This is a genomic window from Paraplanobispora takensis (genome assembly GCF_016863195.1).
Lineage (GTDB): Bacteria > Actinomycetota > Actinomycetes > Streptosporangiales > Streptosporangiaceae > Planobispora > Planobispora takensis.
Genome location: NZ_BOOK01000048.1, coordinates 20,638 through 38,213, shown reverse-complemented (window position 1 = coordinate 38,213; position 17,576 = coordinate 20,638). Strand labels below are relative to the sequence as shown.

General features: G+C 70.5%; 22 protein-coding genes. 9 read left to right on the top strand and 13 right to left on the bottom strand.

Features of this window, described 5'->3' with window-relative positions; genetic code table 11:
* The first annotated feature begins 78 nt into the window (after positions 1-78).
* The gene (locus Pta02_RS30995) at positions 79-723 is read left to right on the top strand and encodes a phosphatase PAP2 family protein (RefSeq protein ID WP_239131363.1); all 645 of its coding nucleotides are present in this window, start codon (positions 79-81) and stop codon (positions 721-723) included.
* On the opposite strand, the gene Pta02_RS30990 is transcribed toward Pta02_RS30995, so the two are convergent.
* Both Pta02_RS30990 and Pta02_RS30985 read right to left on the bottom strand, forming a co-directional pair.
* Complete coding sequence (locus Pta02_RS30990) at positions 692-1,195, bottom strand: isochorismatase family protein (RefSeq protein WP_203878522.1); 504 nt, start codon at positions 1,193-1,195, stop codon at positions 692-694. The two genes, Pta02_RS30995 and Pta02_RS30990, sit on opposite strands and share 32 nt — an antisense overlap.
* Positions 1,196-1,311: 116 nt before the next feature.
* The gene (locus Pta02_RS30985; protein ID WP_203878521.1) at positions 1,312-1,935 is read right to left on the bottom strand and encodes a TetR/AcrR family transcriptional regulator; all 624 of its coding nucleotides are present in this window, start codon (positions 1,933-1,935) and stop codon (positions 1,312-1,314) included.
* A gap of 143 nt (positions 1,936-2,078) precedes the next feature.
* On the opposite strand from Pta02_RS30985, the gene Pta02_RS30980 reads away from it, so the two are divergent.
* Positions 2,079-2,588, top strand: coding sequence for a hypothetical protein (locus Pta02_RS30980; protein ID WP_203878520.1), 510 nt, complete (start codon positions 2,079-2,081; stop codon positions 2,586-2,588).
* A gap of 64 nt (positions 2,589-2,652) precedes the next feature.
* Positions 2,653-3,927 carry an epoxide hydrolase family protein gene (locus Pta02_RS30975; RefSeq protein ID WP_203878519.1) on the top strand — a complete coding sequence of 425 codons (1,275 nt, stop codon included), beginning with the start codon at positions 2,653-2,655 and terminating at the stop codon, positions 3,925-3,927.
* A gap of 79 nt (positions 3,928-4,006) precedes the next feature.
* On the opposite strand, the gene Pta02_RS30970 is transcribed toward Pta02_RS30975, so the two are convergent.
* The gene (locus Pta02_RS30970; protein ID WP_203878518.1) at positions 4,007-4,477 is read right to left on the bottom strand and encodes a MarR family winged helix-turn-helix transcriptional regulator; all 471 of its coding nucleotides are present in this window, start codon (positions 4,475-4,477) and stop codon (positions 4,007-4,009) included.
* Positions 4,478-4,552: 75 nt separating this feature from the next.
* On the opposite strand from Pta02_RS30970, the gene Pta02_RS30965 reads away from it, so the two are divergent.
* A complete protein-coding gene (locus Pta02_RS30965) occupies positions 4,553-6,661 on the top strand; it encodes an MMPL family transporter (RefSeq protein WP_203878517.1) in 2,109 nt (702 codons plus the stop codon).
* Positions 6,662-6,706: 45 nt separating this feature from the next.
* The gene (locus tag Pta02_RS30960; RefSeq protein ID WP_203878516.1) at positions 6,707-7,048 is read left to right on the top strand and encodes a cupin domain-containing protein; all 342 of its coding nucleotides are present in this window, start codon (positions 6,707-6,709) and stop codon (positions 7,046-7,048) included.
* Between the two features lie 62 nt (positions 7,049-7,110).
* On the opposite strand, the gene Pta02_RS30955 is transcribed toward Pta02_RS30960, so the two are convergent.
* Positions 7,111-7,854: a maleylpyruvate isomerase N-terminal domain-containing protein gene (locus Pta02_RS30955; protein WP_203878515.1), complete on the bottom strand. Its 744-nt coding sequence runs from the start codon at positions 7,852-7,854 to the stop codon at positions 7,111-7,113.
* A 128-nt stretch (positions 7,855-7,982) separates the two neighbouring features.
* Here Pta02_RS30955 and Pta02_RS30950 point away from each other — a divergent pair, with 128 nt between their 5' ends.
* Positions 7,983-8,501: a SigE family RNA polymerase sigma factor gene (locus Pta02_RS30950; RefSeq protein WP_239131354.1), complete on the top strand. Its 519-nt coding sequence runs from the start codon at positions 7,983-7,985 to the stop codon at positions 8,499-8,501.
* The gene (locus tag Pta02_RS30945; protein ID WP_203878513.1) at positions 8,488-9,885 is read left to right on the top strand and encodes a hypothetical protein; all 1,398 of its coding nucleotides are present in this window, start codon (positions 8,488-8,490) and stop codon (positions 9,883-9,885) included. Before Pta02_RS30950 ends, Pta02_RS30945 begins: the two co-directional genes overlap by 14 nt.
* 101 nt (positions 9,886-9,986) lie before the next feature.
* Here Pta02_RS30945 and Pta02_RS30940 read toward each other — a convergent pair whose 3' ends face one another.
* The 8 genes from Pta02_RS30940 to Pta02_RS30905 all read right to left on the bottom strand — a co-directional run bounded on the left by Pta02_RS30940 (position 9,987) and on the right by Pta02_RS30905 (position 16,783).
* Positions 9,987-10,502 carry a DUF6069 family protein gene (locus Pta02_RS30940; protein ID WP_275423631.1) on the bottom strand — a complete coding sequence of 172 codons (516 nt, stop codon included), beginning with the start codon at positions 10,500-10,502 and terminating at the stop codon, positions 9,987-9,989.
* A 21-nt stretch (positions 10,503-10,523) separates the two neighbouring features.
* Positions 10,524-10,994, bottom strand: a complete 471-nt coding sequence (locus Pta02_RS30935; RefSeq protein WP_203878511.1) for an SRPBCC family protein — start codon at positions 10,992-10,994, stop codon at positions 10,524-10,526.
* Positions 10,991-11,326 (bottom strand): ArsR/SmtB family transcription factor, encoded by a 336-nt coding sequence (locus Pta02_RS30930; RefSeq protein WP_203878510.1) that lies wholly within the window; start codon positions 11,324-11,326, stop codon positions 10,991-10,993. Before Pta02_RS30930 ends, Pta02_RS30935 begins: the two co-directional genes overlap by 4 nt.
* Before the next feature lie 101 nt (positions 11,327-11,427).
* Complete coding sequence (locus Pta02_RS30925; RefSeq protein WP_239131362.1) at positions 11,428-12,774, bottom strand: dipeptidase; 1,347 nt, start codon at positions 12,772-12,774, stop codon at positions 11,428-11,430.
* A 5-nt stretch (positions 12,775-12,779) separates the two neighbouring features.
* Positions 12,780-13,226, bottom strand: coding sequence for a hypothetical protein (locus tag Pta02_RS30920; RefSeq protein WP_203878508.1), 447 nt, complete (start codon positions 13,224-13,226; stop codon positions 12,780-12,782).
* Entirely contained in the window at positions 13,223-14,698 is a 1,476-nt protein-coding gene (gene gadC / locus Pta02_RS30915) for a glutamate/gamma-aminobutyrate antiporter GadC (protein ID WP_203878507.1), read from the bottom strand. Before gadC ends, Pta02_RS30920 begins: the two co-directional genes overlap by 4 nt.
* Positions 14,699-14,950: 252 nt before the next feature.
* The gene (locus Pta02_RS30910) at positions 14,951-16,087 is read right to left on the bottom strand and encodes an aminopeptidase P family protein (RefSeq protein WP_203878506.1); all 1,137 of its coding nucleotides are present in this window, start codon (positions 16,085-16,087) and stop codon (positions 14,951-14,953) included.
* A 231-nt stretch (positions 16,088-16,318) separates the two neighbouring features.
* Positions 16,319-16,783: a hypothetical protein gene (locus Pta02_RS30905; RefSeq protein ID WP_203878505.1), complete on the bottom strand. Its 465-nt coding sequence runs from the start codon at positions 16,781-16,783 to the stop codon at positions 16,319-16,321.
* On the opposite strand from Pta02_RS30905, the gene Pta02_RS42065 reads away from it, so the two are divergent.
* Positions 16,782-16,907, top strand: coding sequence for a hypothetical protein (locus Pta02_RS42065; RefSeq protein ID WP_275423630.1), 126 nt, complete (start codon positions 16,782-16,784; stop codon positions 16,905-16,907). The genes Pta02_RS30905 and Pta02_RS42065 overlap by 2 nt on opposite strands.
* A gap of 65 nt (positions 16,908-16,972) precedes the next feature.
* On the opposite strand, the gene Pta02_RS30900 is transcribed toward Pta02_RS42065, so the two are convergent.
* Positions 16,973-17,257 (bottom strand): CPCC family cysteine-rich protein, encoded by a 285-nt coding sequence (locus Pta02_RS30900; RefSeq protein WP_203878504.1) that lies wholly within the window; start codon positions 17,255-17,257, stop codon positions 16,973-16,975.
* Between the two features lie 123 nt (positions 17,258-17,380).
* Here Pta02_RS30900 and Pta02_RS30895 point away from each other — a divergent pair, with 123 nt between their 5' ends.
* On the top strand, positions 17,381-17,569 hold the full coding sequence (locus tag Pta02_RS30895; protein ID WP_203878503.1) for a hypothetical protein: 189 nt from the start codon (positions 17,381-17,383) through the stop codon (positions 17,567-17,569).
* Positions 17,570-17,576 lie beyond the last annotated feature (7 nt).

Sequence of the window (17,576 nt, the reverse complement as noted above, 5' to 3'; positions counted from 1 at the left end):
GGTAGCTCGCGCTCCATGTCGAGAATGTCGGTCGATTTCAAAGGCGCCGCTCGTCTGATCCTGTTGCCGTTGACCATCATGGCCTTTCTGACGATCGGTGTCGGACTCCTGATCACCAAGGTGCTGGAGACGACCACCATCGGCGCGAGCGACCAAGGCGTCAACGAGGAACTGGCCGGCAGCCGCACGACCTTCTGGACCGACATCACCGACGTGATGTCGGGCCTGTCGGACACGCCGGTCATCGTCATCGCCACGGCCGTGCTCGTGGTCGTCTTCCGGCTGGTGTTCAAGCGCTGGAACGAGTCGATCTTCCTTGTGGTCGCCGTCTGGTCCCAGTCGATCATCTTCCTGCTCTCGACCGTCCTGGCCGAGCGCAAGCGGCCGTCCGTGCCGCATCTGGACCCCGCGCCCCCCACCTCCAGCTTCCCCTCCGGGCACACCAGTGCGGCGGTGGCCTTCTACTGCGGCGTCGCCCTGGTGCTGACCGTCCACACCCACCGCTACAAGATCCTGAACGTGCTGTGGTGGGTGCTCGGACTGGGGATCCCCCTGAGCATCGCCTACTCCCGGATGTATCGCGGCATGCACCATCTGAGCGACGTGGGCTGGGGCTTCCTGCTCGGCGTGGTGTGCGTCGCGGTGGCCGCCAACGCCCTGCTGCGGCACCCCGTGATCCGGGAGCGGAGGCTCAGAACGGTTCCGACGGCTCAGCCATCCTGACCCCCGCCGCGGCCAGCTCCTCCTCAACCTTCCGGGAGATGTCCGCGGCGGGCTCGCCGTCGTCGTAGGTCGCGTGGCCGCCGCGTACGAGCGTGACGGCGTGGCCGTGCTCCAGCGCTGCCAGGCAGGTCGACCGCACGCACCACTCGCTCTGCATCCCGGCCACCACGACGGAGGCCGTCGGCGGGAGCAACCAGGCCAGATCGGTGTCGTGGAAGGCGTCCGGAGTGCTCTTGTCGATCACACGCTCCCCGGGCAGCGCCTCGTGGACCAGCTCCCAGCCCGGCGTCCCGGGAACGTCGGGATCGCCCTCCCCGCCGTTGTTGCGCACGAAGATCACCGGAGCCCCGGCCGCGCGGGCGCGCTCCAGCAACGTCGTGATCGTGGCCGAGACGGCCTGCGCCGCGGGCACCGGCGCGGGCGGCCGGAGCATGTTGCGCTGGACGTCGATGAGAAGCAGCACCTGGTTCATATGGGAACTCTAGTTCTAAACGGAGTGCCGATCACCCCGTTGCCCGAATCAACATGATTTTTCCGCTTCCCTGCATCCGTTCCGGCCCTCCCCCGCGTCCGCGCCGGTCTCCCGGTTCACGAGACCGGCAGCAGATCGTGCGCGAGGTGCCCGGCGGCCCATTCCTCCCAGCCGGCCGTACTCCACCCGCATTCGCGGGTCACCACGAGGAAGAGCTCCGGCGAGAGCAGCGCGACCGCGGCGTCGACGGCGCGCTCGACGGTCAGGCCCGGCCGCAGGGCGCGCAGGCCCGCCAGGACGGAGACGAACGCCCCGTGCGCGGTACGGCGCCGCTCGCCGCTCCGGGCCCACTGGGCGGCCATGCCGGAGTCGGCGGCCGCCGCGTCGCGCACCACCGCGAGGATGGGCGCCACACGGACCAGGACGATCCCGGCCTCGTGGACCCAGCGCCGCACGACCGCGACCGGATCCCCGCCCTTCTCCAGCTCCGCGAACCAGGGCCGGTCGGCGAGCGGGACGGGCTCCTCGTCGCCGGCCGAGGCGACGTCGACGACGTGCCTGAGGAGCCGGCTCTTGCTCCCGTAGTGGAAGTAGACCGTCTGGACGGACACGCCCGCGGCGGAGGCGATCTCCTGGAAGGTCGTCCCCGCGTAGCCGCAGGCGACGAACAGCTCGTGTGCGGCCCGGACGATGCGGAGCCGGGTCTCCGCCGAGCGCCGGGGGCCGCTGACCTCTCCCACATTTTTAGAGTAACACTCTAGAGCGTCCCTCCAATCTGCTCGCGGCAGCCGGCAAGCAGATCACAAGGGTTCGCAAGCCGATCACAAATCCGCCTCCGTAGCTTCCTCTCGAAGATCATCCTTCACGGACGAGAGGAAGCGTCATGGAACTTCGGAAAGCCGGGAAGATCGCGTTGTTCTCGACGGTGGTGCTGCTGGCGGGCGGGACGGGAGCCGTCGCCCAGGCCGAGGCCCCCCGCACGTGGAGCACCCAGGCCGAGCCGGGCCCGGCGCTCGGCGGGCCGGTGCAGTTCTATACCGGCAATCGCCGCGTCGTCCTCGACGGCCTCATGGGCACGACGGTGTTCACCGCCCGGGTGCCCGCGGGGTCGTATCTGGTCGACGCCCAGGTCCAGGTGCTGCCCTCCGGCGGAGCCAGGGGTGAGTTCGTCGCCGACTGCACCTTGTCCGCGATCCACGGTTACGGCGTGAACACCTCCTCGACCAGCCACCGCATGGTCATGGAGCTCCACAACGCGTTCACCGCCACGGGCGACCTGGACGTCATGATCAGGTGCAACGGAGGCGCCGCCGACAAGTCCTTCGCCGTGGAGACCGGTCTGATCACGGTCACCGTCCAGAAGGTCTCCCAGGTCACCATCACGCGCTTCTGAGCATCGCCGAGATCATCAAGCCTTAGGACTTCATCTGTCCTAAGCGCTTCGTAGCGTCGTGGGCATGACGACCCCGACGCACGACATCCGTCCTTTCCGCATCGACATCCCGCAGGCCCGGCTCGACGACCTGGCGGCCCGGCTGGCCGGCACCCGCTGGCCCGACGAGCTGCCGGGCGTCGGCTGGAGCCGGGGAGTGCCGGTGGACTATCTGAAGGAGCTCGCCGAGTACTGGCGCACCGGCTACGACTGGCGGGTGCACGAGGCCGCGATCAACGAGCACCCGCAGTACGTCACGGCCGTCGACGGGCAGAACATCCACTTCCTGCACGTACGCTCCCCCGAGCCGGACGCCGTGCCGCTGTTGCTGCTGCACGGCTGGCCGGGCGGGGTGGTGGACTTCCTCGACGTCATCGGCCCGCTGTCCGATCCCCGCGCGCACGGCGGCGACCCGTCCGACGCCTTCCACCTGGTGATCCCGTCGCTTCCCGGGTTCGGCTTCTCCACCCCGCTGGCCGGGCCGGGCATGACCGCGGCGAGGATGGCGGGGCTGTTCGTGCGGCTGATGGACCTGCTCGGATACGGGCGGTACGGCGTGCAGGGCTACGACACCGGTTCGTGGGTCGCCCCCGAGGTCGGCAGGCAGGCCCCGGACCGGGTCGTCGGCGTCCACCTCAACGCCATGATCACCTTCCCCGTCGGCGCCGAGGGCGAGATGGACGGCCTGTCGGAGGCCGAGCAGCGGCGCTGGCAGAGGATGCAGGACTTCAACGACGGCTACCTGCAGTGCAACTCCAAGCGGCCGCAGACGGTGACGTACGGGCTGCACGACTCGCCCGTCGGCCAGCTCGCCTGGATCGTGGAGAAGTTCAAGGAGCTCACCGACCCGGAGGAGGGACTGCCCGAGGACAGCGTCGACCGCGACCGCATCCTGACCGACGTCTCGATCTACTGGCTGACCGGAACGGCCGGATCGGCGGCGCAGATCTACTACGAGGAGATCTCCGCCGGCGCGTGGAGCGAGAACGCGGACGCGTGGAGCGAGGGCGCAGAAGCGGGCGCGGGCGCTTGGACTGAGAGCGCGGACCCAGGCGAGGAGACGGGCGGGGAGACGGGCGGGGAGACGGGCGGGGACGCGGGCGGCTGGGCGCCCCCGCGGGGGACGGTGCCGACCGGCGTGCTGGTCTCCGCCCACGACGTCACCATCCGCCCCTGGGCCGAGCGCGACCACAACGTCGTGCACTGGACCGAGCTGGGCGAGGGCGGTCACTTCCTGGCGATGGAGGCCCCGGACCTGCTGGTCGGCGACGTCCGCGCGTTCTTCGCGAAGATGCGCTGAGACCGGGCGCGGGCCGTACGGCCTGCGCGTCCGGAAGACCCGGCACGCAACCGTACGGCCCGCGCGCCCGAAAGCAGGGTCAGGGGGAACCCGGCGCGGCTCGCAACGCGTCCAGTTCCTCGTTCATCGCATCGAGAAAGGCGGCCACGATGCGCAACTCCTCCGGGCTGAAACGCCGCAGGGCGTTGCCGGTGCCGCGGCCGAGCGGCTGGAAGAAGGCGGCGGCGAGGTCCTTCGCCGCGTCGAGGTAGTGCAGATGGACCACCCGGCGGTCGTGCGCGTCGCGGACCCGGCGGATGTGCCCGGCCCGCTCCAGCCTGTCGAGGCACGCGGTGACGGCGCCCGAGGTGAGGTTCAGCTCCTCCCGCAGCCGGCTCGGGGTGATCGGCGACGGCGCGTCGAAGATCTTGACGAGGGCCTGGATGTCGGTGGTGTGCAGTCCGTGCGCGCCGGCGAAGTCGTGGGCGACGCGGTTGAACTCGGCGTTCATCCGGCGCAGCCGTACGGCGAAGGACTGCAGGTCGATGTCCCCCCCGCTGTCGCCGTCCATGTGGCCATGCTACATTAACTCAATAATTAAGAATCTCAATCATTGAGTTATATGTGATGACACAGAGGTGATCTCATGGACGGCCCCGAGACGCGGCGACCGATCCGCTGGCTCGTCCCTTCGGTGCTGGTGCTGGTCTGGCTGGCCGTCGGCGGAGGGCTGGGCCCCTTCGCCGGCAAGCTCACGGAGGTGTCCACCAACGACCAGGCCGCGTTCCTGCCCGCCAGCGCGGAGTCGACACGCGTGCTGGAGGTGCAGGAACGCTTCCGGCAGGGCGAGGCGCAGCCGCTCATCGTGGTGTGGACCGCGGACGCCGGGGGCACCGGGAACGTCACACCCGAACAGACCGCCGCGGCGACCGGGGTGCTCGCCTCACTGCGCGGTACGGCGGGCGTCGTCGGGACGCCCACGCCCGCCATCCCGTCGGACGACGGCCGGGCGCTGCAGGGCGTGGTCCAGCTCGACCCCGATCTCGGCGACTCGCTCGCCGAGGTCCTGGAGCGGATCGGCTCGGCGGTGGCGGTCGACGGCCTGCGGGCCCAGCTCGCGGGACCCGCGGCCACCCGGGCCGACCTGTCCGACGCCTTCGCCGGGATCGACGGCCTGCTGCTCGGAGTGGCGCTGGTCACCGTGCTGCTCATCCTGCTGGCGGTGTACCGGAGCGTGCTGCTGCCGCTCGTCATCATCATCGGCGCGGTCTTCGCCCTGGGCCTGGCGTGCGCCGTGGTGTACTTCCTGGCCGAGCGCGACATCGTCCGGGTCGACGGCCAGGTGCAGGGCATCCTGTTCATCCTGGTCATCGGCGCGGCCACGGACTACGCGCTGCTGCTGACCGCCCGCTTCCGCGAGGAGCTGGCCACGACCGGCGACCGCTTCGCCGCGGGCCGCGTCGCGCTGCGGCGCTCGTTCGAGCCGATCGTCGCCAGCGCCGCGACGGTGGCCCTGGGCCTGCTCGCGCTGCTGCTCAGCAGCCTGACCAACAACCGCGCCCTGGGCCCGGTGGGCGCCATCGGCATCGCGTGCGCCGCTCTGAGCGCGCTCACCTTCCTGCCCGCCGCCCTGGTCCTGCTGGGCCGCGCCGCGCTGTGGCCGGCGAAGCCGCACCCGGCCGCCGGCCGCGGGATCTGGGGTCGCGTGGCCGCCCTGATCGACCGCCACCCGCGCCGGATCTGGATCGCGACCGCCCTGCCGCTCGCCGCCCTCGCCTTCTTCGCGCCGCAGCTGAACCCCGCCGGCGTGCCGCTGGACGAGACCTTCGTCAACGACGCGCCGTCGGTGGCCGCGCAGACGACGCTGAGCGAGCACTTCCCCGGAGGCTCCGGGCAGCCCGCGGTCATCGTCGCCCCCGCCGGGCGCGCCGCGGCCGTGGAGGAGGCGGCACGCGGCGTCGAGGGCGTGTCCGAGGCCGCGGTGGTGACCCGGAGCGGACGGCCGGGAGACGAGCCCAGGGTCGCCGACGGCCTCGTGCTGGTGGAGGCCACGCTGAGGGACGCCCCGGACGGCGACGCCGCCCAGGACACGGTCAAGCGCCTGCGCGCCGTACTCGACGCCGAGGACGGCGTCATGGTCGGCGGGTACAGCGCCCAGCGCTACGACACGACGGAGACCGCCAAGAGCGACACCCTGCTCATCGTCCCGGTCGTCCTGGCGATCATCCTGCTCGTCCTGATCGCCCTGCTGCGCTCCCTGACGACGCCCCTGCTCCTGGTGGTCACCGTGGCGCTGAACTTCCTGGCGACCATCGGCGTCTCGGCGCTGGTCTTCACGCACGTGTTCGGCTTCACCGGCAGCGACGCGTCCGTGCCGCTGTACGGCTTCGTCTTCCTGGTCGCGCTGGGAGTGGACTACAACATCTTCCTCATGTCCCGGGTGCGCGAGGAGACCGTGCACCACGGGGCCCGGCAGGGCGTGCTGCGCGGGCTGGTCACCACCGGCGGAGTGATCACTTCGGCGGGCGTCGTGCTCGCCGCGACCTTCGCCGCGCTGGTGGTGATCCCCCTGGCCTTCCTGGTCCAGATCGCCTTCATCGTCGCCTTCGGCGTCCTGCTCGACACCCTGGTGGTGCGGTCGTTGCTGGTGCCGGCGCTGGTGCGCGAACTGGGCCCGCGGGCCTGGTGGCCCAGCCGCCTGGGCCGGTCCGGGGCGCGGGAGGAGTCCCGCGAACTGACCGCGACCCCGAGGTGAGGTCCGGGCGGTGACCCCCGGCCGGCCTGCCGGTAAGGTCACGACATGGAGATCATCAAGGGTGCGGGGCAGTGGGCGCAGCCGGCCGCCGGGGCCGCCGGCGACTGGGTCGAGCACCTCAAGGTGGCGGACCTCTCCGTCGGGACGTACTGCATCCCGGCGGGCGGGACCGACGGCCAGAGCCCGCACACCGAGGACGAGATCTATGTGGTGACCACCGGCCGGGCCCGGATCGTGACGCCGAGCGGCGAGGCCGAGGTCGGCCCCGGCGCGGTGATCTTCGTTCCGGCGGGCGAGGAGCACCGCTTCGCGGACGTCACCGAGGACCTGGCCCTGCTGGTCGTGTTCGGCCCGGCCTACGGCTCCCGCGGGGCCTCCCCGGCCTGACGGCCGGCCGGTCGCCGGGCCGGTCCTCGGGCCGGTCCTCAGAGATGTCCTCAGGCCGGTCCTCAGAGGTAGAGCACGGACTCCACCAGGGCGCGGACGTCCGGGTTCCGGGACATGTCGAGCTCCCCGGCCGGCCGCCGCCCCCACAGCGCGAGCAGCCGGTCCGCGGCCGAGCACAGCACGACGGGCAGCTCGTCACCGGGAGGCGCCATCTGGAGTGACGGCGTGGGCGCGACGCGCACGACGACGTCGCCGCGCCCCGGACTGCGCATCCGGAACGCGAAGCCGGCGGGGGCGCCGGCCGCCCTCGCCGCGCGGGTGGCGATCGACTCCTGCAGGGTGCTCATCACCGTCAGCACCTTGACCGCGTGAGCGGTCAGCTCGGGCTGCGCGAGCAGGCACCGGCCGACCTCGTCGTCGCCCACGAGGTCCCGGCGATGCAGGGCCAGTTCCGAACGGCCGTGCATGCGGAAATCGGCTCCCGTCATGAGCGCGCCGGTGAACTCCACCGTCCCGCCCGCGGCCGCCAGCGCCTGGACGGCGGCGTTCAGCCGTACACCCTCCAGCGCCAGCGCCGACAGCAGCTCGGGGTACGGCATCGCCGCATACGCCGCCTCCCGCTCCGGGAACGGCCGGGTGGGCCGCCCCGGGACCCCGCGCAGCGCGTCCTCGATGAGCTCCGCCTCCTCCTTCGCCCCGGCGACGATGTGCGCCACGAGATCGCGTACCCGCCAGCCGTCACAGGCCGTCGGATCATCCGGTTCCCGGGTGGTCAGCGCGTGCAGAAACGCGTTCGTCTCGTCCATGGCAGAAGCATCGGGTCGCGGACGTGCTCCATACTTGCGGCCATCGGACTTCGTGATCCGCTGAGACGTCCCGGCAACCCTTCACGCCGGCCGGGCGTATGGACGGGTATGAGACCGGAGACGACAGCGTGAACAGCGATCAGGAGTTCACCGAATTCGTCGCGTCACGGGGAACCAGCCTGTTCAGGATCGCCCACCTCACCTGCGGGTCCCGCGACGAGGCCGAGGAAGTGCTGCAGATCGCGCTGGAGAAGGCCTACCGCCACTGGGGCCGCCTGCACTCCGGCAGCGACCCCGAGCCCTACGTCCGCCGCATCATCGTCAACACCGCGATCAGCCGGGCCCGCCGCCACACGATCCTGCAGATCCTCTCCACCCACGCGCCGCCCGAGCGTCCGGCCCCGGACGCCATGTCCGGTGTCGAACTCCGCCAGACCCTGATGATCGGCCTTCGCTCCCTGGCGCCCCGCCAGCGGGCGGTCCTGGTCCTGCGCTTCTTCGAGGACCTGACCGAGGCCCAGACCGCCGAGATCCTGGGCTGCTCGGTCGGAACAGTCAAAAGCCAGACGTCCAAGGCCCTGGCCCGGTTGCGCGCCCTGATCGGCGCCGGTTTCCGCGAGGAGGCGTTGCCCCGTGTCGAACCTTGAGCAGGAACTCCGCCAGGCGATGATCGAGGAGACCTCCTCTCTCGGCGCCCCGCCGGACCTCGCCCGGCAGGCCATGCGGCGCGCGCGCCGGCGGAGGAGGTCCCGGCCGGCGATGGTCGCCGCGGCCGCGGTGATCGTGACCGGGGCGGCGGCCGTACCGGTCTATCTGGAGACACAGATGAGCGGTGTGGCCTCCCCCACCGTGTCGACCGTCGTCGACGGGGTCCGGGTCGGATACCTTCCCGCCGATCTCGGCGCGCCGGAACAGGATCAGGTCCACCCCGCGGACCTGTCCGGGACCAGTGCGATCTGGGGCTCGGGAGACAACCTGGTCCGCGTCACGGTCTACCGCCCTGTGATTCCCGGGAGCGGAGACCGTGGGCGCATGCTGGACAAGCTCCAGGAGGCGGACGACACGCTGCGCGGAGGCGTCGCGACGTCCCTGCGCGGGCGCCCTGGGCTCCTCAGCCCTGCGGGTGACGACCTCGCCTGGGCGGAGCAGTCGAACCTGGCCCTGCGCGTCACCGTGGGCGCGCGGCACCGGAACGACCTGCGGGCCATCGCCGACGGCCTCGAGCCCGGCGATCCCACCGGCGGGATCTTCGAGAACCTGCGTCTGACCCACCTTCCCTCCGGGGTGCACCCCCACGAGCCCGTCACCGTCGTGCGCCACCCCGGCGCCTGGACCCAGATGCAGTGGAACGGGGACCACGGCGCCTCGGTGCGGCTTCTGGCGGTACGCGGGACAGGTGCCGCGGACGCGGAGAAGCTGCTCGCCTGGGCCAGGGCCCACCAGCGCCTGTCCACCGGTACTCCGCAGGAGGTCGGCGGCAAACCGGGATACCGGGCCGTCCTGGCCGCCGACTCCGACCGGCCGCAGGCACACGCGCGTCTGTGGCTGGAGAGGCCGGGGCTGGGATACATCCTGGCCGTCAGCCAGGATCTCGAACCCGAACTGGACCGGATCGTAAGCGGGGTCGTCCCCGCCGAGCCACCCCCGGTGTCCGGCGAACCGGTCGACTACGTCGGCGTCACCTACCTGCCCCCCGGCCTCCGGCGGGCGCCCGGGGACCGCACGCGGCTCGGCACCGACTGGAGCGCGACGACCGGTCGCTGGTCGGACGGCCGCCGCGAGGTCGAGATCACCGTGGCCCGCGGCGCGGTGCTGCACAGCAGCCAGTGGGTCGACGAGTTCCTGCGCGGGGAGCAGCGACAGCCCGGCCGCGTGGGAAGTCGCTCGGTGGCGATACGGACCACCGACTCAGCCGGTCGGCGCGGAGCCTTCTGGGAGAACCCCTACGTCGCCGTCCACGTCAAGGTCAGTCCCGATCTGGCCGGCGAACTGGACAAGATCGTGGAGGGCGTCCGCGACCCGGTCCGATGACCCGCCGCGACGCCCGCCGGCGGGGGCCGGGCGTTGTGACCGGACAGTGGTGAACGCCGGTCGAGATCGGCCCGAGTGCGGGGACGTCGCCGTCCCCGCACTCATCCGGCGTCATGACCGGCGGACTCGGACAGACCCGTCTCCACGGCAGGCGGATGCGAGGCGGTCCGTTCATCGCGGCGCCTGCGCAGTGTCAGCAGCCCGGCGACCGTCACGGGCACGAGTGCGACGTGGCACGACGCTAACGTGATCTTGCTGGTGATATCGAGGTCGGCGGGAATCGTCATGATCAGGATGGTGCCGAGCGCCAGCGCCGGGGCGACGGCCAGTGCCGCGTTCACCACCCACGGCCAGATCCGTACGAGCGCCGCCACCAGGGTCATCCCCGCCAGCAGCGGCAGCACGGTGAAGCCGGCGACGGTGATCGCGTCGACCTCGGCCGGCACCCCCGAGGCGGTGAACCGGAAGTCGCCGCCGGCGGCGCGCCCGAGCCCGTAGACGACGAGATTGAGGACCACCGCGGCCGCCACGGTCGCCACGACGGTGAGAAATCTGCCGGGGCCGTGCCTCTTCGAGCTCCCGGGTGCGTGATCGCGCGTGTCCTTCGACGGGTTCATGGTGACCGTCCGTTCCCTCCGTCAGGACCGGCCCTGCTCCCGCCGCAGGTACGCCTCGATCCGGTCGAGCGCTCCGACCCAGACCTCCTGCACGAAGAAGTCGCGCGTCTCCGACGTCGGGAACCCGCTCTGCACCACCGTGAGGAGCGTTCCGCCCTCGTGTGCCTCGAACGTGACCTCGACCGTGGTCGTCATGGTCATGCCGTCCGGGCTGCTGCCGACGGATTCGGTGACCAGGCGATGCGGACGGTCGATGACCAGGAAGGTCTGCGTCTCCCTGAACAGGGTGTCGGGATCCGGCCCCCACACCGCGGTCTGCCGTCCTCCGACGCGCAGGTCGACGTCGATCTCGACGATGCCGGGCTTCTCGTCGAGGATGCTGAACCAGATCTTCTGCTTCTCGGCGTCGGTGTAGGCGTCGAAGACCGCTTCCGGGCCGACGGGCAGGACGCGGGTCATGCGCAGTTGCGAGGTTTCGGTGTTCTGGGTCATCGGTCGTCTTCCTTGGTGAGGGTGAAGTAGGCGTCGAGGCCGTCGAGCCGGCGTTCCCAGAGCCGTTGGTAGAACCGGATCCAGGACATGGCGTCCTCCAGGCGTTCGGTCCCCAGGCGGCATTGCCGCGACCGGCCGACTTTCTCCGTGGTGACCAGGCCGGCGTTCTCCAGGACGTGTACGTGCTTCTTCATGCCGGTGAGCGACATGCCGAACGGTTCGGCCAGCTCACCGATGGAGGCGGGCCCCCGGCCGAGCCGGATGAGGATCTGTCGTCGCGTGGCGTCCGCCAGGGCCGCGAACGTCCGATCAAGGACCTCTTGCTGAACCATGTGGTTCACTATAAAACACTGAACCAGATGGTGCAATGACTGCCGCGCCGGAGACCGGAAAGCCCCGCACGGTGATCCGTGCGGGGCTTTCCGCCCCCGCCTCACCGGCCGGCGGTCGCGTACCGCCGGAGGAACAACGCCTCGGCCAGCGCCATGTTCGCGATCTCGCCGGGATCGACGCTCTCGTTCGGGGCGTGCATGAGGGTCAGGGGTTCCTCGACGCCCATCAAGATGATCTCCGCCTCCGGGTAGACGCCGGCGAACACGTTGCACAGCGGGATCGACCCGCCCTGCCCCAGGGTGACCATCGACGTGCCGTAGGCCTCCAGCATGGCGCCGGCCATCGCCCGGTAGGCGGGACCGTCGACGGACGCCAGGAACGGCGCGCCCTCCGCCTCCACCTCGACCGAGACCCGGACGCCCCAGGGCGCCGCCGCCCGCAGATGTTCGAGGAGGGCGGCGCGGGCCTGATCGGGGGACATCCCGGGAGGGACGCGCAGATTGAGGCGGGCGGCCGTCCGCGGGACGATGGCCGCCGCCGACCCCACGACGGGCGGGCAGTCGATGCCCAGGACGGTCACGGCGGGACGCGCCCAGATCATGTCGGAGACGCTCCCGCTCCCCAGCAGCGAGACGCCTCCCAGTGCGCCGACGTCCTGACGGAACTGCTCGGGCGGGTAGGGATCACCGGTCCAGGTCTGGCTGTTGTCCAGGCCTTTGACCGTGGTGTTGCCCCGGTCGTCGCGGAGGGTCGCCAGCATCGCGACGAGGGCGGCCAGGGCGTCCGGCGCCGCGCCTCCGAACATGCCGGAGTGCACCTCGGAGCCGAGCGCCTCGACCGTCACCACCACGTTGATCATTCCGCGCAGGCTCACCGTGACGGCCGGCCGGCCCACCGCGGCGTTGCCGGTGTCGCAGATCAGGATCGCGTCCGCGCGCAGAAGGTCGGCGTGGTCCGGGACGAAGGCCTCCAGGCCGCCGGTGCCCTGTTCCTCGGACCCTTCGACGACCAGCTTCAGATTGACCGGCACGCTCCCGCCGAGGGCGCGGAGCGCGGTGAGGTGCATGAGGATGTTGCCCTTGCAGTCGGCGGCGCCGCGGCCGTACCAGCGCCCGCCGACCTCGGTGAGTTCGAAGGGCGGGGTGCGCCAGGCTGCCTCGTTCAGCGGCGGCTGCACGTCGTAGTGGGCGTACAGCAGCACGGTGGGCGCATCGGCGCCGGGACCCGGCCGGTATCCCACGACGGCCCTGCTCCCGTCGGCGGTCTCCTCCAGCCGTGCGTCGGAGAAGCCCGCTTCGGCGAACTTGTCGCGGACCCACACGGCCGCCGCCTCGCACTCCTCGGGCGGGAACTGACGGGAGTCGGCCACCGACCTGATCGCGACGAGTTCCGCGAGCTCCTCACGCGCCCGCGGCATCAACGCGGCGATCGCGTTCCGCATCTCCATCTCGTTCACGGCTTCACGACATCCTCGAACTTGAGATCCTCGACCGTCTGCTCGAACTCCGCGAGCTCGTCGGGGCAGTAGATCTGGAGGATGAGCAACTGACCCTGGACGACCTTGCTGTCGGCGATGACCGGCCGCGTCCCCGGTCCCCCGGCGCCGTTGGCCAGCTGACTGTGGAGCGCACCGCCGGCGAGCGCGCTGCCCGGGTCGGAGCAGGCGGCTCCGCCGTCGTCCCCGAGGACTCCGACGATCTGCTCCTGCGAGGGGACGTGCACGGCACCGGCCTGCTGGAGCGCGGCTATGAGCTGGTCGGCCTTCGCCTGCGCCGTCTCCGTCGACTCGTTCGACCGGTGGAGGAGCAGGGCCGTGAGCATCATGCCCGCGACCACGGAGGCGCCCAGGATGTAGACGACCATGCGCTGGAACCGCGTCGAATCCCGTGTGGTGGTCATGACACGCTCGCCTCCGGCTGTTCCGGCTGCTTCCACGACGGCTTGCGGAACCTGTGGAACAGGTACGGCACGAGCAGCCCGAGCCCCAGGGCGCCGCCGGCCACGATCAGGAAGTACACGCCGGGACTGCCCGAGCCGAACTGCGACGGCGGGATGAACCCGACGAGCAGCGCGGCCAGCGACGCGGCGAACCCGATGCCGCACATGCTGATCAGCATCGGCGCCCGGTACCCGCGCGGGTGGTCGGGCTGCTTGCGGCGCAGCTGGATCGCCGCCACGAACATCAGCAGGTACATGATCAGATAGACCTGCGTCGTGATCACGGAGAAGATCCAGTAGGCGCTCGAGACATCCGGGATGAACGCGTAGCAGAGCGCGATCGCCGTGGTGATGAGACCCTGCGTGACCAGGATGTTCTGCTGGATGCCGTGCTTGTTCAGCCGCTGCAGGAACGGCGGCAGGTAGCCCTCCTGGCGGGAGATCAGCAACAGGCCCTTCGACGGACCGGCCAGCCAGGTGAGCATGCCGCCGAGTGACGCCGTGACCAGCATGATCCCCACGATCGGCGTCAGCCACTGCGAGCCGAACTGGGCGAACACCGCGTCGAACGCCTGCATCACGCCGGCGGTCAGCGAGAGCTCCTCGGCCGGCACCACCCAGCTGATCGCCAGCGCGGGGAGGATGAAGATCAGCAGAACCAGCCCGGTGGCCAGGAAGATGGAACGGGGGAACTCCTTGCGGGGATCACGCAGCGACGACACGTGCACGGCGTTCATCTCCATGCCCGAGTAGGACAGGAAGTTGTTCACGATCAGCACGAGACTCGCGATGCCCGCCCACTCGGGCAGGAAGTGGGCGGCGTCCATCGGCGCGGCCGACGGGTTGCCCTGCCCCAGGAAGACGAGGCCGAGGGTGACCAGCACCGCGCCCGGTATGAGAGTCCCGATGATCAGGCCGCCGCTGGCGAGACCGGCCACGCCCTTCGTGCCGCGCGAGGAGACCCAGACCCCGGCCCAGTACGTCACCATGATCACGATCGCGGTCCACACGCCGCTGGTCGCGAGGTCCGGGTTGAAGACGTACGCCAGAGTGCCGGCCACGAAGCCGAGCAGGCTCGGATAGTAGAAGATCGTCATCGCGAACTGGCACCACACGGCCAGGAACCCCATGGGCTTGGAGATCCCCTCCGACACCCACTTGTAGACGCCGCCCTCCCATCCCGAGGCAAGCTCCGCGGAGACGAGCGAGGTGGGCAGGAGGAACGCGATCGCCGGTACCAGGTACAGGAACACACACGCCAGCCCGTACACGGCCATCGTCGGAGACGGCCGCAGGCTGGCGACCGAGCTCGTCGTCATCAGCGCCAAGGCGACCCAGGAGATCCAGACCACCGTCGGTGCCCGGCTTCCGGCCTCCGCCTTGGCCGCCGACTGCGCGGCCGGCCTGTCCGCCGGCATGTCTGCGGTACTCATGTCAGCCTCACTTCGCCCCGCCGATGCGGCCTCCCACGCGTCATGGCGGGACACCTTCCGGCGGCGGACGCCCTATCGAATTCCCGCACCCTCATCGCCCCCTCGATCACGGCGGAAAGGTGGATGCGATCACGTTAGAACGCCCTGTGATCACCGGCTCTCACCCGGGAGGGGTGACCTTTACGGGGGTAGGGTTCCGCACGCCGGGTACGGCCGCGCGGGGCAGGGCGGCCACGGCGCGCTCCTACTCGCTCACTCGACGATCTGGAGGGCGTGGTCGGTGTTGTTGAACCGCCGGCCCCCCTCGTCCGTGACGGTCACGATGTCCTCGATCCTGACGCCGAACCTGCCGGTGAGGTAGACGCCCGGTTCGATCGAGAAACACATGCCGGGGACGAGCGGCTGCTCTTCGCCTTCGACCATGTAGGGCGGCTCATGCGTGGTCACGCCGATCCCGTGACCGGTGCGGTGGATGAACCGCTCGCCGTACCCGGCCTCCGCGATGAAGGCCCTGGCGACACGGTCGATCTCCTGGCACGCGACCCCGGGGCGCACGGCCTCGAAGGCGGCCTGCTGGGCGCCGCGGACGATGTCGTGCACCCGCTGCACCTGCGGGGTGGGCACGCCGACGCACACCGTGCGCGTGGTGTCGGAGCCGTAGCCGTACATGAGTCCCCCGAAGTCCAGCACGACCGCGTCACCGGGCCGGATCACCCGCTCCCCGGCCTCGTGATGAGGATTGGCGCCGTTCGGGCCGGAGCCGACGACGGTGAAGTCGACCTGCTCGTGCCCGAACTCGCGCAGCAACGCCGCGAGGTCCGCCGCGACCTCGGTCTCGCGACGACCGGCGAAGCGCAGCCGGATGACCTCGGTGTAGGTCCGGTCGGCTGCCGCACCCGCCGCGGCCAGCCGGCCGAGTTCGTTGGCGTCCTTGACCGCGCGGAGCATGGGCAGGCTCCGCGTCAGCGCGCGGTAGCGCGACTTCGGCGCCTGATCCTGCAGGCCGAGCAGGTGGAGGGCCCACGCCGAGTCCGAGACGCCGAACTCCCCCTCCGACGGCAGGAGCGTGCCTGCGACGCGGTACGGGTCGGCCCCGTCCGGCCAGTCGAGGATGTCCAGGGAGGAGGTCCCCTCGGCCGCCTCGGCGTCCGGCCTCTCAAGAGTGGGCACCAGCAGGGCCGGTTCCCGGTCGGAGGTGAGAACCAGCAGCGTCAGCCGCTCGGTGATCGCGGTCGGCCGGTACCCGGTCAGCCATACGAGATCCGGCCCCGGCGCGACGAGGACCCCACCGAGCCCGGCCTCCGCCGCCGCGGCGACCACCCGCGCCCTCCGCGCCTCGAAGTCACGGGCGGTGAACGGGACGGGGGCGGGAGTCGTACTCGTCGTCATGGCACGTTCCCTCCGGACACCGTTGCTGCTGCGGTTTCCACGCTCATGACAGGGTGCGGCGGCGGAGGGCGCCGGGAACCACCCATAACGGGTGGGGCAACACATCAAAAGCCCCGCACGGCGAGCCGTACGGAGCGTTCTTGCTGTGCGGGTGTGATGGTCAGGGGCAGGGCCGAACTGCCGGCCTTCCACTTTTCAGGCGGAGCGAAAGCACTCCGAGAACCGGCGGCGTCAACACCAGCCTCCACCGTCCGCAGAAGAGCTCACGTCCACGTCATAGTCGGCGTCGTACGTCTCCTCGCCCATCGACACCGAGAGGTGGAGATCACTGACACCGACCGGCTTGACGAAGCAGCCCGTCTCTTCGCCGTCCTCCCCCATCAAGGGCTTCCAGCCATCCATGAACGCGGCGTCCCGGTAGAAGGACAGCACATCGGCGCTCGGCCCCGAGGACCGATAAGACTGCCAGACGGTCACTATCCGGTCGTCATCGTCACAGCTGGAGTCGCGTTCCCCTTGGGGCGTCGCAGTCACCGGGTGGACATCGAGGATGCTGAGCCCGGCCAGAGCGGTGGCGAACCGGTCATCCTCGGCGGTACACCCATAGGTCAACACCAGGAAGGCGGCAGGAGCGACCAGAACGGCACCGGCCCCCAAGCAGACGGCCGCAAGCACCGCGATCGCCGAACGCGTCATGATCATCAGCCTAGGTCTCCACGCATCGACGCGCTACTTCGTCTGGACACCCGGCGGCCTGCCCGCTCCCGAGGACTACATGTACGGCCTCAGGCACCTGACCGGCTCCTCTTCCAACTTCTGATCCGTAGCCGGAAGACGATCTCCCGGGACCGTCCAGACCTGTTGTCGGCATCCGTTTCGGCGAGATCACCTGATCGGGTGCTCGTGCGGAAACGGATCGCGCACCTTGTTGACGTCCTGCCGGCGGCTCGCGCCGAACTCGGCGAAGTTCCGCCGTCCCCTGGTGAGACTCAGCTCGTAGTCGGGGCCACCACGGACCTCGTCTGCATCGTGGTCGTCCTGCCCGTCGTCCTCCCAGAAGCACACCGGGCAGATCTCGTGCATGCCCCGCTGTTCAAGGGTGAGGAACCCGCAGCACGGACACGGATACGGCTCCTCGCCCTTCGGCCGGACGATGTTCACGAACGTCACGCGCACACGGTAACGCCCCGGTCCACGGACCCGTCGATCCTGTTCGGCGCGCAAAAGAGACCTCGGGACAGGAAGATCAGCAGTGCCTTCCCGGCGCGGAGAGGATCGAGGAGGACCACTCGGATGAAGCGATGGATCGCCCCACTGGCCGTCGCGATGGCCGCATCCATCGCGGTCACCGGACTCGGTACCGCTGCGGACGCTCGGACAGGCCCGATCAGCCCGGTCGACGCGCTCAAGCGTCAGCTCGTCGGCGGTGGATCGTCAACGGCTCCAATCTCCGGATTTTCCATGTCCTCGACGCCCGCCTGACCGGCTG

Excerpts from the sequence above, each read along its gene's own strand:
- Pta02_RS30995 (WP_239131363.1), top strand. The coding sequence starts at position 79 with ATGGCCTTTCTGACGATCGGTGTCGGACTCCTGATCACCAAGGTGCTG.
- Pta02_RS30990 (WP_203878522.1), bottom strand. The coding sequence starts at position 1,195 with ATGAACCAGGTGCTGCTTCTCATCGACGTCCAGCGCAACATGCTCCGG.
- Pta02_RS30980 (WP_203878520.1), top strand. The coding sequence starts at position 2,079 with ATGGAACTTCGGAAAGCCGGGAAGATCGCGTTGTTCTCGACGGTGGTG.
- Pta02_RS30975 (WP_203878519.1), top strand. The coding sequence starts at position 2,653 with ATGACGACCCCGACGCACGACATCCGTCCTTTCCGCATCGACATCCCG.
- Pta02_RS30970 (WP_203878518.1), bottom strand. The coding sequence starts at position 4,477 with ATGGACGGCGACAGCGGGGGGGACATCGACCTGCAGTCCTTCGCCGTA.
- Pta02_RS30965 (WP_203878517.1), top strand. The coding sequence starts at position 4,553 with ATGGACGGCCCCGAGACGCGGCGACCGATCCGCTGGCTCGTCCCTTCG.
- Pta02_RS30960 (WP_203878516.1), top strand. The coding sequence starts at position 6,707 with ATGGAGATCATCAAGGGTGCGGGGCAGTGGGCGCAGCCGGCCGCCGGG.
- Pta02_RS30955 (WP_203878515.1), bottom strand. The coding sequence starts at position 7,854 with ATGGACGAGACGAACGCGTTTCTGCACGCGCTGACCACCCGGGAACCG.
- Pta02_RS30940 (WP_275423631.1), bottom strand. The coding sequence starts at position 10,502 with ATGAACCCGTCGAAGGACACGCGCGATCACGCACCCGGGAGCTCGAAG.
- Pta02_RS30935 (WP_203878511.1), bottom strand. The coding sequence starts at position 10,994 with ATGACCCAGAACACCGAAACCTCGCAACTGCGCATGACCCGCGTCCTG.
- Pta02_RS30930 (WP_203878510.1), bottom strand. The coding sequence starts at position 11,326 with ATGGTTCAGCAAGAGGTCCTTGATCGGACGTTCGCGGCCCTGGCGGAC.
- Pta02_RS30925 (WP_239131362.1), bottom strand. The coding sequence starts at position 12,774 with ATGGAGATGCGGAACGCGATCGCCGCGTTGATGCCGCGGGCGCGTGAG.
- Pta02_RS30920 (WP_203878508.1), bottom strand. The coding sequence starts at position 13,226 with ATGACCACCACACGGGATTCGACGCGGTTCCAGCGCATGGTCGTCTAC.
- gadC (WP_203878507.1), bottom strand. The coding sequence starts at position 14,698 with ATGAGTACCGCAGACATGCCGGCGGACAGGCCGGCCGCGCAGTCGGCG.
- Pta02_RS30910 (WP_203878506.1), bottom strand. The coding sequence starts at position 16,087 with ATGACGACGAGTACGACTCCCGCCCCCGTCCCGTTCACCGCCCGTGAC.
- Pta02_RS42065 (WP_275423630.1), top strand. The coding sequence starts at position 16,782 with ATGATCATCAGCCTAGGTCTCCACGCATCGACGCGCTACTTCGTCTGG.
- Pta02_RS30905 (WP_203878505.1), bottom strand. The coding sequence starts at position 16,783 with ATGACGCGTTCGGCGATCGCGGTGCTTGCGGCCGTCTGCTTGGGGGCC.
- Pta02_RS30895 (WP_203878503.1), top strand. The coding sequence starts at position 17,381 with ATGAAGCGATGGATCGCCCCACTGGCCGTCGCGATGGCCGCATCCATC.